Consider the following 13,165-nt stretch of genomic DNA (forward strand, 5'->3'; position numbering starts at 1 on the left):
GCCTGTAGCCAAAATGTGCCGACGACCGAACAATCGGTAGGTGAGGCGCATCACACCCGTGACGCGCCTGAAGCCGCTCCCACGAGGAGGTGCCGTCATGACGGTCATGGAGCAGCGAGGGGCCTACCGGCCCACGCCGCCGCCCGCCTGGCAGCCCCGCACCGACCCCGCGCCGTTGCTGCCCGACGCGCTGCCCCACCGCGTGCTCGGCACCGACGCGGCCGCCAAGGTCGATCCGGTCCTGCTGCGCCGTCTGCACACGGAACTGGTGCGTGGCCGCCGGTACAACGTCCAGGCCACCGCGCTCACCAAGCAGGGCCGTCTCGCCGTGTACCCGTCCAGCACCGGACAGGAGGCCTGCGAGGTCGCCGCCGCGCTCGTGCTGGAGGACCGCGACTGGCTCTTCCCCAGCTACCGCGACACCCTCGCCGCCGTCGCCCGCGGCCTCGACCCCGTCCAGGCCCTCACGCTCCTGCGCGGTGACTGGCACACGGGCTACGACCCGCACGAGCACCGGATCGCGCCCCTGTGCACCCCGCTCGCCACCCAGCTCCCGCACGCCGTGGGCCTCGCGCACGCCGCCCGCCTCAAGGGCGACGACGTGGTCGCGCTCGCCCTGGTCGGGGACGGCGGCACCAGCGAGGGCGACTTCCACGAAGCGCTGAACTTCGCCGCCGTGTGGCAGGCCCCGGTCGTCTTCCTCGTGCAGAACAACGGCTTCGCCATCTCCGTCCCGCTCGCCAAGCAGACCGCCGCCCCGTCGCTGGCCCACAAGGCCGTCGGCTACGGGATGCCGGGCCGTCTGGTCGACGGCAACGACGCGGTGGCCGTGCACCAGGTCCTGAGCGAGGCCATCGCCCACGCGCGCGCGGGCGGCGGTCCCACCCTCGTCGAGGCCGTGACGTACCGCATCGACGCCCACACCAACGCCGACGACGCCACCCGCTACCGAGGCGACGCCGAGGTCGAGACCTGGCGCGGCCACGACCCGGTCGCCCTGGTGGAGCGCGAGCTGACCGGGCGCGGCCTGCTCGACGAGGCGGCTCTCCAGGCGGTGCGCGACGACGCCGAGGTGATGGCCGCGGACCTGCGTGAGCGCATGAACCAGGACCCGGTGCTCAACCCCATGGACCTGTTCGCCCATGTGTACGCACACCCCACTCCTCAACTGCTTGAGCAGGAGAGCCAGCTGAGAGCGGAGCTGGACGCCGAGGCGGACGGCACGCTCGGAGCGGGCCCGCACGGCCCGGAAGGAGCCGGGCGATGACCACGGTTGCCCTCAAACCGGCCACCATGGCGCAGGCGCTCGGGCGCGCCCTGCGCGACGCCATGGCCGCCGACCCGGCCGTCCATGTCCTGGGCGAGGACGTCGGCACCCTCGGCGGCGTCTTCCGGGTCACCGACGGGCTCGCCAAGGAGTTCGGCGACGACCGCTGCACGGACACCCCGCTCGCCGAGGCGGGCATCCTCGGCGCGGCGGTCGGCATGGCCATGTACGGCCTGCGGCCGGTCGTGGAGATGCAGTTCGACGCGTTCGCCTACCCGGCGTTCGAGCAGCTGATCTCGCACGTGGCGAAGATGCGCAACCGCACGCGGGGCGCCATGCCCCTGCCCATCACGATCCGCGTCCCCTACGGCGGCGGCATCGGCGGCGTCGAGCACCACAGCGACTCCTCCGAGGCGTACTACATGGCGACCCCGGGCCTGCACGTCGTCATGCCCGCGACCGTGTCCGACGCCTACGGACTGCTGCGGGAGGCCATCGCCTCGGACGACCCGGTGATCTTCCTGGAGCCCAAGCGGCTGTACTGGTCGAAGGATTCCTGGAACCCGGACGAGCCGCCGGCCGTTGAGCCGATAGGCCGCGCGGTGGTGCGGCGCTCGGGCCGGAGCGCCACGCTGATCACCTACGGGCCGTCCGTGCCCGTCTGCCTCGAAGCCGCCGAGGCGGCGCGGGCCGAGGGCTGGGACCTCGAAGTCGTCGACCTGCGCTCGATGGTGCCGTTCGACGACGAGACGGTCGCGGCATCGGTGCGGCGGACCGGACGAGCGGTCGTCGTGCACGAGTCGGGCGGGTTCGGAGGACCGGGCGGGGAGATCGCGGCCCGCGTCACGGAGCGCTGCTTCCACCACCTGGAGGCGCCGGTGCTGCGCGTCGCCGGGTTCGACATCCCGTATCCGCCGCCGATGCTGGAGCGGCACCACCTGCCCGGCGTCGACCGGATCCTGGACGCCGTGGGACGTCTGCAATGGGAGGCGCAGGGCTGATGGCACAGGTGCTGGAGTTCAAGCTCCCCGACCTCGGGGAGGGGCTCACCGAGGCGGAGATCGTCCGCTGGCTGGTGGAGGTCGGTGACGTCGTCGCCGTCGACCAGCTCGTCGTCGAGGTCGAGACGGCCAAGGCGATGGTCGAGGTCCCCTGTCCCTACGGCGGTGTCGTCACCGCCCGCTTCGGCGAGGAGGGCACGGAACTGCCCGTGGGGGCACCGCTGCTGACCGTCGCCGTGGGCGCCCCCGCCGAGGACGGCGGGACCGGCGAGGACGAGCCGGGCGACGAGGGCTCCGGGAACGTGCTGGTGGGATACGGCACGGGAGCGCCCCCGGCGCGGCGCCGGAGGGTGCCCCCCTCCGGTGGTGCCGCCGCCGGCGGACATGCCGGGACACGGTCCCCGGCGGGCGCGGGTGCCTCGCCCGCCCGGCCCGCGCCGGCCCGCCCCGAACCCGTCGGTGCCGTACCGCCGGAGACGGCGCGTACCGCTCGCAACGGCGTCACCCCCTCACGGGGCGACGGCCCCGTGCCGGTCATCTCGCCCCTCGTGCGACGGCTCGCCCGGGAGAACGGCGTGGACCTGCGGGAGCTGGAGGGCTCCGGTCCCGAGGGACTCATCCTGCGGGCGGACGTCGAATACGCGCTGCGCGCGGCGGCGGCCGGCCGGCTGCGGTCCTCCGCCGCGCCGGAGTCGCACCGCACCGCGGCGCCCGGACCCGGTGCTCCCCTCACGGAGCCCGCGTACGACGGCCAGGCCGACCAGGTGACCTCGTACGCGGACATCGCGGCGGTGGTGCCCGGTGGGTCCGGCGTCTCCCGGGGCACGTTCCCGCAAGGTGCCCGTGTGCCCCTCCGGGGTGTCCGCGGTGCCGTCGCCGACAAGCTCTCGCGCAGCCGGCGCGAGATCCCGGACGCGACCTGCTGGGTGGACGCCGACGCGACGGAGCTCATGCAGGCGCGCAGGGCGATGAACGCGGCCGGCGGTCCGAAGATATCCCTGCTGGCACTGCTGGCCCGGATCTGCACCGCGGCGCTGGCCCGTTTCCCCGAGCTCAACTCGACGGTCGACATGGACGCCCGCGAGATCGTCCGGCTCGACCGGGTGCACCTGGGCTTCGCGGCCCAGACCGAGCGCGGGCTCGTCGTCCCCGTCGTGCGGGACGCGCACGGCCAGGACGCGGAGGGGCTGAGCGCGGAGTTCGGCCGGCTGACCGAGGCGGCCCGGACCGGGACGCTGACGCCCGCGGACCTCACGGGCGGCACCTTCACGCTGAACAACTACGGCGTGTTCGGCGTCGACGGCTCCACGCCGATCATCAACCACCCCGAGGCGGCCATGCTCGGCGTCGGCCGCATCATCCCCAAGCCCTGGGTCCACCAGGGCGAGCTGGCGGTGCGTCAGGTCGTCCAGCTCTCGCTCTCCTTCGACCACCGGGTCTGCGACGGCGGTACGGCGGGCGGCTTCCTGCGGTATGTGGCGGACTGCGTGGAACAGCCGGCGGTGCTGCTGCGCACTCTGTAGGACACGCGGTCCGGTCGGACCGGTCACTGTGCCGTGCCCCGGGGGGTGGCGCCGATTCCTCGGACGCCCATACTCGGGGCATGACCGCGTACGAGCCCGAGACCGGGCGACCCGGCGGCGCCGACCCGCGAGGCACCTCCGGTGCCGATGCCGGGTACGACGCCGTCGTGCTCGCGGGCGGTGCCGCCCGGCGGCTCGGCGGTGAGGACAAGCCCGGCGTGCGGGTGGGCGGCCGGACGCTGCTGGACAGGGTCCTGGCCGCGTGCGCCGATGCCACCCGCACGGTGGTCGTGGCCGGGCCCAGGCCCACGGCGCGTCCCGTGGAGTGGGCCCGCGAGGACCCGCCGGGCGGGGGACCGCTCGCCGCCCTGGACGCCGGGCTGCGTCACACCGCGGCGCCGTACGTCCTGGTGCTCTCGGCCGACCTGCCGTTCCTGGAGGAGAAGACGGTCCGGCGCCTGCTGGACACGCTTCGCGCCGACACCCTCCCCGAGCTCCCGGAAGCACCCCGCCCGGCCCGGGACGGGCATGCCACCGGCACCGAGGGCCCCGGCGCCCGTCCCGCCGGGCATGCCACCCGTACCGAGGGCCCCAGCACCGGTCACGTCGGGCACGGCGTCCGCACCGGCGGGTCCGGCGTCCGCCCCGACGGATCCGGCGTCCGGGCCGAAGACCCCGGCGCCCGTCACGACGGCCCCGGCACCCGTTCGGACGGTGTTCTTCTCACCGACTCCGACGGGCGGGATCAGCCCCTTGTCGCTGTCTACCGGGCCGACGCGCTGCGCCGCGAGCTGGGTGTGCTCGCCGCCACGCACGGGAGCCTCTCCGGACTGCCCCTCCGACGGCTCGTCGCGGCCCTCGGCCTCACACGCATCACCGACCCCGTCGCGTCCTTCGACTGCGACACCTGGGGTGACATCGCCGCCGCTCGAGCACGCATCAGGGAGCATGGGCACGTGCTGGATGAATGGATTTCCGCAGTCAAGGACGAACTGGGCATCGACCTGGACGTCGACACCGGCGGGCTGCTCGACCTGGCCCGCGACGCCGCGCACGGCGTCGCCAGGCCGGCCGCGCCGCTGACCACGTTCCTCGTCGGATACGCGGCCGCGCGGGCCGGCGGTGGACCGGAAGCGGTCGCCGAGGCCGCCCGCAAGGCCACCGCGCTCGCGCTCCGCTGGGCCGACGAGGACACCCCCGACGCCCGGCCGGACAGCGCGGCGCCCGCCGCCCCGGTCCCGCCCGCCACGCCCGCCACCGAGCCGGACGCCGGATGACCGCCGCCCGCTCCACCCGGGACAGCCAGGACGGCCAGGACACCGACGACTTCGACGTCGAGGAGGCGCTCGCCCTGGTCAAGGGCGCGGGTTCCCGCCCGTCCGGCGAGTCCGGCCGAGCGGAGCGTGCCGTCCCGGGCCCCCAGGGAGCCGACCCGGCAGCGGTCCCGTCGCCCGGCGCCCAGAACAGCGCCGAGGGCAAGCACGCCCGGCACCGGGCCACCCCGTGGCCGGAGGCCCGGGCCGTCGCCGAGCGGGCCGCCCGCTCGCTGTCCCGCCGTACCCCCGTCCCGGTCCCCCTCGACGCCTCCCTCGGCCTCGTCCTCGCCGCCCCCCTGCCCGCGCTCACCGACCTTCCCTCCTTCGACACCTCCGCCATGGACGGCTGGGCGGTCGCCGGACCCGGGCCCTGGGAGGTGCGGGAGGACGGCGTACTCGCCGGGCACGCGGAACCGGAGCGGCTCAGCGACGGCGAGGCGGTCCGGATCGCCACCGGGGCGCGAGTTCCGCGGGACGCGACGTCCGTCCTGCGCAGCGAGCACGGACGCCTCGACGACAAGGGCCGGCTGCACGCGGGCGTCGCTCAGGAGCCGGGTTCCGCCCGTTCCCGGGGAATCCTGGCGCTCGCACACGGGCAGGACATCCGCCCGCGAGGCCAGGAGTGCCGCAGCGGCGACCAGTTGCTGCCGCTCGGAGCCCTGGTCACCCCCGCCGTGCTGGGCCTCGCCGCGGCCGCCGGGTACGACACGCTCGCCGTCGTCCCCCGCCCGCGCGCCGAAGTTCTCATCCTCGGCGATGAGCTGCTCACCGAGGGACTTCCCCGGGAAGGACTCATCCGGGACGCACTCGGCCCCATGCTGCCGCCGTGGCTGCGGGCGCTGGGCGCCGAGGTCGTCGCGGTGCGCCGGATCGGCGACGACGCCAAGGCGTTGCACAAAGCGATCACCGGCTCCCGGGCCGACCTGATCGTCACCACAGGCGGCACCGCCGCCGGACCCGTCGACCATGTCCACCCCACCTTGCGCCGGATCGACGCCGAACTGCTGGTGGACGGCGTCAAGGTGCGGCCGGGGCACCCGATGCTGCTGGCCCGTATCCACGAGAACCAGCACCTCGTCGGTCTGCCCGGCAACCCCCTCGCGGCCGTCTCCGGACTGCTCACGCTCGCCGAGCCGATGCTGCGCACGCTGGCCGGCCGTATGGCCCCGGAGTCGTACACCCTGCCCCTCGGGGAGGCCGTGCAGGGGCATCCGTACGACACCCGGCTCATCCCCGTCTCGCTGCGCGGCGAGCGGGCCACGCCGCTGCACTACAACGGCCCGGCGATGCTGCGGGGCATCGCCGCCGCCGACGCGCTCGCGGTCGTACCGCCGGGCGGTGCGCGCGCCGGGCAGGAGCTGGAACTCATCGATCTGCCGTGGGCCGTCGCCGGGATCGACGCGTGCCTCGGCTGAGCCGGTCCGTGAGCGTGACCGGCATGGATCGGAGCGGGGAGTGTTTCACGTGAAACGTCAATACGTCGCTGGGTGCACCACAACGTCGCGCGCGTACTGCCTGATCAACGGGTAGGTACTGCCTGCCTGATCGAGATCACGCGGTCTTCGGCCTGGAGGCTGGCGGCTTCCGGGTCGGTGTAGTCGATGACCTTCTTCCGGCGGACGATGGCCACGACCAGGTCCTCGCACTCCCGAGGTGACCGGCCGACCTCATCCGCGGCCACGGGACGCTCCACCAGGTCGAGGCCCCGGCCGTAGGTCATCAGATTCTCAAGAGTGTCCGCGACATGGGGATGGGCCATGGACACACCGATGAGGCGTCCCGCGGAACTGGAGCTGGTGACGACCGTGTTGGCGCCGCTCTGCTTCAGCAAGGGCAGGTTCTCGTCCTCCCGTACGGCGGCGACGATGGTCGCGTGCTTGTTGAGTTGACGTGCGGTCAGCGTGACCAACGCCGCGGTGTCGTCGCCCTGTGGGGCGACGATCACCCGGGTGGCGTTGTGCAACTCGGCCTTTCGAAGGGTGTCCGACCGGGTTGCGTCACCGAGTACGGACACCAGCCCGTCACTGCTGGCGGCCTCCGTGGCCGCCCGTTCCGGGTCGACGACGACGATCTTGTCTTTGCGGATGCCCTGCGCCATGAGCGCTTCGATGGCGTGCCGGCCCTTGGTCCCGTAGCCGACGACGACCACGTGATCGCGCAGATGGGAACGCCAGCGGTGGACACGCACCTGTTGGCGGGTGCGCTCGGTGAGCACTTCGAGCGTGGTGCCGACCAGGATGATCAGGAAGAGGACGCGCAAGGGCGTGATGATGAAGATGTTGACGAGTCGAGCGGTGTCGCTGACCGGGGTGATGTCGCCGTATCCGGTGGTGGAGAGGGTGACGGTCGCGTAGTAGGCGGCATCGAGGAAGTCGACGCTGCCGTCGGAGTTGTCGTTGTAGCCGTCACGGTCGAGCCAGACCACAAGCGTCGTGACGAAGAGGATCAGCAGGGCCATGGCCAAGCGCCGCAGAACCTGCTGAAGGGGCGGCACGCTGCGCGCGACGGGCATGGTGATGGAGCGTCCGGCCTCGGCGTCGTCCAGGGCCTCGGCCCGCGACCGGTACCAGAGAGACCGGAAGATCGAGAACTTGTTCGTCCTGGCCGATGGACCGTTCTCGTCCTTCATCGATCGCCCCCTGTGACAGTGATCCGGTCAGACAACACGGTGACCATGGTCCACGACGAGACCACGCGCGACCCGCACCAACGGAATCCGGCACGTCGCCCGGGGCTTCGAGAGCCGTGCCGCTCGCGCCCGTGGGCTTCGCGTCCGTGCTGCCAGTAGCGTCGTACTTTCAGGAAAGCGCTGGAGGGCGGCCTTGAGGGATCACACCGTTGTTGTCGGCTTCGGGACCAAGGGGCGGTCGGCCGTCGAGACCGTCTGCGCGACCGGGCTCAGGAAGGAACAGGTCGTGGTCGTCGACCCGAGTCCCCGGGTGGTCGACGCGGCGACGGCCGAGGGGTACGCCGGAGTGATCGGGGACGCCACGCGCAGCGATGTGCTGATGCGGGCCGAGCTCCACAAGGCACGGCAGATCATCGTCGCCACCCAGCGGGACGACACCGCGGTCCTGGTCACCCTGACAGCGCGGCAGCTCAATCGCGGGGCGAAGATCGTCGCCGCCGTCCGCGAGGAGGAGAACGCGCCGCTGCTCCGGCAGTCCGGCGCCGACGCCGTCATCACCAGCGCCAGCGCGGCCGGCCGGCTGCTCGGTCTCTCCGTGCTCAGCCCCGCCGCCGGCATGGTGATGGAGGACCTGATCCATCAGGGCAGCGGGCTCGACGTCGTGGACCGGCCCGTCACGAAGGCCGAGGTCGGCCTCGGCGCCCGGGACACCACCGACCTCGTGGTCAGCGTCGTACGGGGGCATCGCGTGCTCGGATACGACGATCCGGACGTCGGCACACTGGAGTTGACGGACCGGCTGATCACGATCGTCCGGGTCACCCCGAGCGCCCGGACGACGCCGGACATCCCGCACCTGCCGTAGGAACAGGCGATACGAACGGGCGACATCGCGCAGGAGTAGCGTCCACCTCATGTACGCGATCACGATTCCCGAACCTGGTGGGCCCGAGGCGCTGGTGTGGGACGAGGTTCCCGATCCGGTGCCGGCCGAGGGCGAAGTGCTGGTCGAGGTGGTGGCCAGCGCCGTCAACCGCGCCGATCTGCTGCAGCGGCAGGGCCTGTACAACCCGCCGCCCGGAGCCTCCCGCTACCCCGGACTCGAATGCTCGGGGCGTATCGCCGCGGTCGGACCGGGCGTCCTCGGCTGGTCGGTCGGCGACGAGGTGTGCGCGCTCCTCGCGGGCGGCGGATACGCCCAGAAGGTCGCCGTGCCCGCCGGGCAGCTGCTCCCCGTTCCGGCGGGCCTGGACCTCCGGCAGGCGGCGGCGCTGCCCGAGGTGACCTGCACGGTCTGGTCGAACGTCTTCATGGTCTCCCACCTGCGCCCCGGCGAGACCCTGCTCGTGCACGGCGGCTCCAGCGGCATCGGCACCATGGCGATCCAGCTCGCGAAGGCCGTCGGCGCGAAGGTCGCGGTCACGGCGGGCACCAGGGAGAAGCTCGATTTCTGCGCGGAGCTGGGCGCGGACATCCTGATCAACTACCGCGAGCAGGACTTCGTCGAGGAGATCGAGCGGGCCACCTCGGGGGCCGGTGCCGACGTCATTCTCGACAACATGGGGGCCAAGTACCTCGACCCGAACGTGCGCGCCCTCGCCGTCAACGGACGGCTCGCCATCATCGGCATGCAGGGCGGCATCAAGGCGGAGCTGAACATCGCCGCTCTCCTGAACAAGCGTGCCGCCGTCAGTGCCACCTCGCTGCGGGCCCGGCCGCTCGGCGAGAAGGCGGCGATCGTGGCGGCCGTGCGTGAGCACGTGTGGCCGCTGATCGACTCCGGCCATGTCCGTCCCGTCGTCGACCGCGAGCTGCCCATGAGCGACGCGGCGGATGGGCACCGGGTGCTGGAGGAGAGCAGTCACATCGGAAAGGTGCTGCTCGTCGCCCCGCAGTGACCGATCCGGCCGCGTCGGCTGAGCGGCCCCGCAGTGACCGATCCGGCCGCGCCGGCTGAGCGGCCCCCAGGGACCGACCCGGCCGCAGTGGCTGAACGCCCCCTGGGGGTGGCTCAGCCACCGCGCGTCGCCGTTTCCCGGGGGTGGGCTCAGCCGCGCCGTACCCGCAGGCCCAGGAAGGCCATTCCCAGGCCCAGACCGATCAGGATCAGGCCGCTGCCCAGCGGCAGGAGGTCCAGATCGCCGCCGGGCGTGGAGCCGGGGCCCACGACACTCTGCTGGACGGGGGCAGCGTTGTCGCCTGAGGGGTCGGAGGCCTCGCTCGGCTCCGTGATCCCGGTGTCCGCGGCAGGGGCCGTGTCCTGGAGGTCCTGGCTGCCGGGGTCCTGGCTGTCCTGTCCGTCCGGGGTGCCCGGCTCCGTACGGCCGGGACGGTCACGTCCCTCCCCCGCGTAGCTGCCCGCACGGGACGGGTCCGCCGTAGGGGTGGGGCGGGCCGGATCGGAGGCCGTGGGGCCGGCCGCGTCCGAGGCCGTGGGCCCGTGCGCGGACGGGACGGGCGGGTTGGACCGTCCGGGGGACGGAGGCGGTGAGCCGGCCCCTGGACCGGACGGGGACGGCGTGGCGCCTCCTCCCGCGGACGGACCGGATGGAGTGGGTGAACCGGACGGACCCGACGGGGTGGGCGAACCGGCCGGGCCGGTGCCGCGGGGGGGCGGAGCCGATGAGGCGCCGGCTCGGGCGGACGGGACCCAGGAGGCGGTGTACGAGAGGTCCCCGGAGCGCGCCGGGCCGGGGGGAGCGAGGGCGCCCGGGCACGGCGGAGCGGCGTTCGCGAGCGGGCAGGGGCCGTTCAGCAGGGCGGCCGCGAGGAGCCCGGCCGTGGGCAGGGTGCGCAGCCATGGAGTCACGTCGGTGACCCCCTCCCGGAACGGTTCGCCAAGACGGGTGCCGTGATCGACGCAATCAGCCTCACATGACGTCGTGATCCCGGCATCTCGACCGAAAGTGACCTCATTCGCGCACTTCAGAGGCTGTGGAACCCCTTCCTGTCGCCAACTGGGCCGACGGAGGTGGTGGATCACCGTGTACGGGGGGCACCACCGTGATGGAGTACGTGGGTGCGAGAGAATGGCGGCATGGAGATGCCGAGGAACGAACGGTCGCCGGAGAACCCTCAGATCCTGGTCGTGGGCCAGGACGGAATGGCGCTCGGCGGCACCGGGGACGAGGACTCCCGCGAGATCCCGGTGACGGAGATGGTGGAACAGCCGGCCAAGGTGATGCGCATCGGCAGCATGATCAAGCAGCTGCTGGAGGAAGTGCGCGCAGCACCCCTGGACGAGGCCAGCAGGGTCCGCCTCAAGGAGATCCACGCCAGTTCCGTCAAGGAGCTGGAGGACGGTCTCGCTCCGGAGCTCGTGGAGGAACTGGAGCGACTCTCCTTGCCCTTCACGGACGAGGGGACTCCCAGCGACGCCGAACTGCGGATCGCGCAGGCTCAGTTGGTGGGCTGGCTGGAAGGGCTCTTCCACGGGATCCAGACGACCCTGTTCGCCCAGCAGATGGCGGCCAGGGCGCAGTTGGAGCAGATGCGTCGTGCCCTTCCGCCGGGTGTCGGCGGTCTGGAGGGCGACGAGGACCCCCGTACGGGAGGCCGTTCGGGCGGACCGTACCTGTAACCACGCGGGGTCGGGCGACGCCTCCGTCACCCCGGCGACGCGCGGTCACCCGACGGGAAGGGGCCCGGCACTCATGTGCCGGGCCCCTTCCCGATTCCGCCGCCCGAGCGCCGCGGTCACTCCGGCCGTCCTGAGCCTGAGCTCCGAGGACGCTAGGAGGGGTCGCCCGAGGACACCTTGAGCTCGATCTCGGGCATGTTCTTGGGGTCGACGTCGTCACCGGCGGAGGGGAACTGGTCCATGACCGTGTCCTCGCCGTACGTGTTCTCGTCCACGCGCGTGATCTTCATCTGCCAGCCGGCGGCCTGGAAGCAGGACTTCACCGAGCTGAGGTTCTTGAAGTGGAAGTCGGGGACCTCGATCTTCTTCGGGTCGTTGTACGACTCCGTCGGGTCCGTGCACTTCTCGGTGTCGATCTTCTTCGACGTGTCCGGACCCTTGTGCCCCTCGACCGCGGTGGGCGACGAGCTGGCGGTGCTGCCGCCGCCGCCCTTGTCGTCGTCGCTCCCGCCGTTCAGGACCAGCGCCGTGATCAGGCCGCCGACCGCCATGAGCGAGACCAGGACCGAGCCGACCACGACCGACTTGCTGCTCCTGCCGCCGCCCTGGCCGCCACCGGCGGGCTGGGGCGAGAGGTTGTACGGGGGAGGCGTGGAGGTGCCGTGCTGCCCGGCGTACGCGGAGGTCTGCGGCGGGGTCGGGTAACCGCCCTGCTGCGGGTAGCCGTACGCCGGGGCGGGGGTCGGTGTGCCGTACGGGCCGGGCTGGTACGGCGTCTGCACGGGGCCGGGCGCCGGGGTGCCCTGGTCGACCGGCGGGAACACGGCGGAGCCGACGCCCGAACCGCTGGGCGTCTGGGCGCCCGGGACGATGTTCGGCGCGGCGGCCTGGAACGACTGGGCGACCCGGAGGCACTCGTCGCGCATGATCTCGGCGCTCGGGAAGCGTTCGTTCGGGTTCTTCTTCAGCGCGCGGGCGATCAGCGCGTCCACCGCCGGGGGCAGCGAGCGGTTGACCGAGGAGGGCGCGACCGGCTCCTCCTGGACGTGCGCGTAGGCGATGGCCAGCGGGGAGTCCGCCTCGAAGGGCAGCCGGCCGGTGACCAGCTGGAACAGCATGATGCCGACCGAGTACAGGTCGGAGCGGGCGTCGACGCCCCGGCCGAGGGCCTGCTCCGGGGAGAGGTACTGCGGGGTGCCGACGACCATGCCGGTCTGGGTCATGGAGGTGACGCCGGACTGCATGGCACGGGCGATGCCGAAGTCCATGACCTTGACGACGTTGCGCTTGGTCATCATCACGTTGCCCGGCTTGATGTCCCGGTGGACCAGGCCCATCTCGTGGCTGATCTCCAGGGCCGCCAGCACGTCCGCGGTGATCTTCAGGGCCTTGTCGGCGGGCATCGCGCCGTACTGCTGGATGTCCGCGTCCAGGACCGAGCCGAGCGGCTTGCCCTCGATGTACTCCATGACGATGTACGGCGTCGTCATGCCGTCGAGGTCGTCCTCGCCGGTGTCGAAGACCGAGACGATGTTCGTGTGGGTGAGCTTGGCCACCGACTGGGCCTCGCGGCGGAAACGCTCGCGGAAGGCCTGTTCCCGGCCGAGTTCGGTGTGCAGCGTCTTGATCGCCACCTGGCGGTCGAGCACCGAGTCGTACGCGAGGTGGACCGAGGCCATGCCCCCCTCGCCGAGCAGATCGCGCAGCTGGTAGCGGCCGCCGGCGACCGCACGCCCCGCGTACCGGCCCTGTGCGCCGTCCTGGCTCATCTTGTGCGTCCCCCGCGGCCGTGATCGATTGGCTTATTCCCGGCCAAGTCTGCCCGAGGGCACGGACACGTCAAGCTCGG

Annotated in this window: 10 protein-coding genes and 1 pseudogene; 8 read left to right on the forward strand and 3 right to left on the reverse strand. The window is 72.6% G+C overall.

Annotated features, from left to right (window positions below; all coding sequences use genetic code 11):
• Positions 1-97 precede the first annotated feature (97 nt).
• From pdhA to ACF07B_RS18875, 5 genes are all read left to right on the forward strand, one after another.
• Complete coding sequence (gene pdhA, locus ACF07B_RS18855) at positions 98-1,267, forward strand: pyruvate dehydrogenase (acetyl-transferring) E1 component subunit alpha (protein WP_392179692.1); 1,170 nt, start codon at positions 98-100, stop codon at positions 1,265-1,267.
• Positions 1,264-2,268: an alpha-ketoacid dehydrogenase subunit beta gene (locus ACF07B_RS18860; protein ID WP_362393676.1), complete on the forward strand. Its 1,005-nt coding sequence runs from the start codon at positions 1,264-1,266 to the stop codon at positions 2,266-2,268. The genes pdhA and ACF07B_RS18860 overlap by 4 nt, the downstream gene beginning before the upstream one ends.
• Positions 2,268-3,791 carry a dihydrolipoamide acetyltransferase family protein gene (locus tag ACF07B_RS18865; RefSeq protein WP_392179693.1) on the forward strand — a complete coding sequence of 508 codons (1,524 nt, stop codon included), beginning with the start codon at positions 2,268-2,270 and terminating at the stop codon, positions 3,789-3,791. Before ACF07B_RS18860 ends, ACF07B_RS18865 begins: the two co-directional genes overlap by 1 nt.
• A gap of 80 nt (positions 3,792-3,871) precedes the next feature.
• Positions 3,872-5,068 (forward strand): NTP transferase domain-containing protein, encoded by a 1,197-nt coding sequence (locus tag ACF07B_RS18870; RefSeq protein ID WP_392179694.1) that lies wholly within the window; start codon positions 3,872-3,874, stop codon positions 5,066-5,068.
• Entirely contained in the window at positions 5,065-6,522 is a 1,458-nt protein-coding gene (locus tag ACF07B_RS18875) for a molybdopterin molybdotransferase MoeA (protein ID WP_392179695.1), read from the forward strand. Before ACF07B_RS18870 ends, ACF07B_RS18875 begins: the two co-directional genes overlap by 4 nt.
• A 104-nt stretch (positions 6,523-6,626) precedes the next feature.
• Here the strand turns inward: ACF07B_RS18875 and ACF07B_RS18880 are convergent, their stop codons facing one another.
• The gene (locus tag ACF07B_RS18880; RefSeq protein WP_392179696.1) at positions 6,627-7,736 is read right to left on the reverse strand and encodes a potassium channel family protein; all 1,110 of its coding nucleotides are present in this window, start codon (positions 7,734-7,736) and stop codon (positions 6,627-6,629) included.
• A gap of 178 nt (positions 7,737-7,914) precedes the next feature.
• On the opposite strand from ACF07B_RS18880, the pseudogene ACF07B_RS18885 reads away from it, so the two are divergent.
• Together ACF07B_RS18885 and ACF07B_RS18890 are read left to right on the forward strand one after the other, a co-directional pair.
• Positions 7,915-8,601 (forward strand): annotated as a pseudogene (locus ACF07B_RS18885) (potassium channel family protein); the annotation flags it as partial.
• Positions 8,602-8,650: 49 nt separating this feature from the next.
• The gene (locus tag ACF07B_RS18890) at positions 8,651-9,634 is read left to right on the forward strand and encodes an NAD(P)H-quinone oxidoreductase (protein ID WP_392179697.1); all 984 of its coding nucleotides are present in this window, start codon (positions 8,651-8,653) and stop codon (positions 9,632-9,634) included.
• A gap of 149 nt (positions 9,635-9,783) precedes the next feature.
• On the opposite strand, the gene ACF07B_RS18895 is transcribed toward ACF07B_RS18890, so the two are convergent.
• The gene (locus ACF07B_RS18895) at positions 9,784-10,545 is read right to left on the reverse strand and encodes a hypothetical protein (protein WP_392179698.1); all 762 of its coding nucleotides are present in this window, start codon (positions 10,543-10,545) and stop codon (positions 9,784-9,786) included.
• A 228-nt stretch (positions 10,546-10,773) separates the two neighbouring features.
• Here ACF07B_RS18895 and ACF07B_RS18900 point away from each other — a divergent pair, with 228 nt between their 5' ends.
• Complete coding sequence (locus ACF07B_RS18900) at positions 10,774-11,316, forward strand: bacterial proteasome activator family protein (protein WP_037614800.1); 543 nt, start codon at positions 10,774-10,776, stop codon at positions 11,314-11,316.
• A 152-nt stretch (positions 11,317-11,468) separates the two neighbouring features.
• Here ACF07B_RS18900 and ACF07B_RS18905 read toward each other — a convergent pair whose 3' ends face one another.
• Positions 11,469-13,085 (reverse strand): protein kinase, encoded by a 1,617-nt coding sequence (locus ACF07B_RS18905; protein WP_392179699.1) that lies wholly within the window; start codon positions 13,083-13,085, stop codon positions 11,469-11,471.
• Positions 13,086-13,165: the final 80 nt, after the last annotated feature.

The sequence above is a fragment of the Streptomyces sp. NPDC015532 genome, from assembly GCF_043078065.1.
GTDB lineage: Bacteria > Actinomycetota > Actinomycetes > Streptomycetales > Streptomycetaceae > Streptomyces.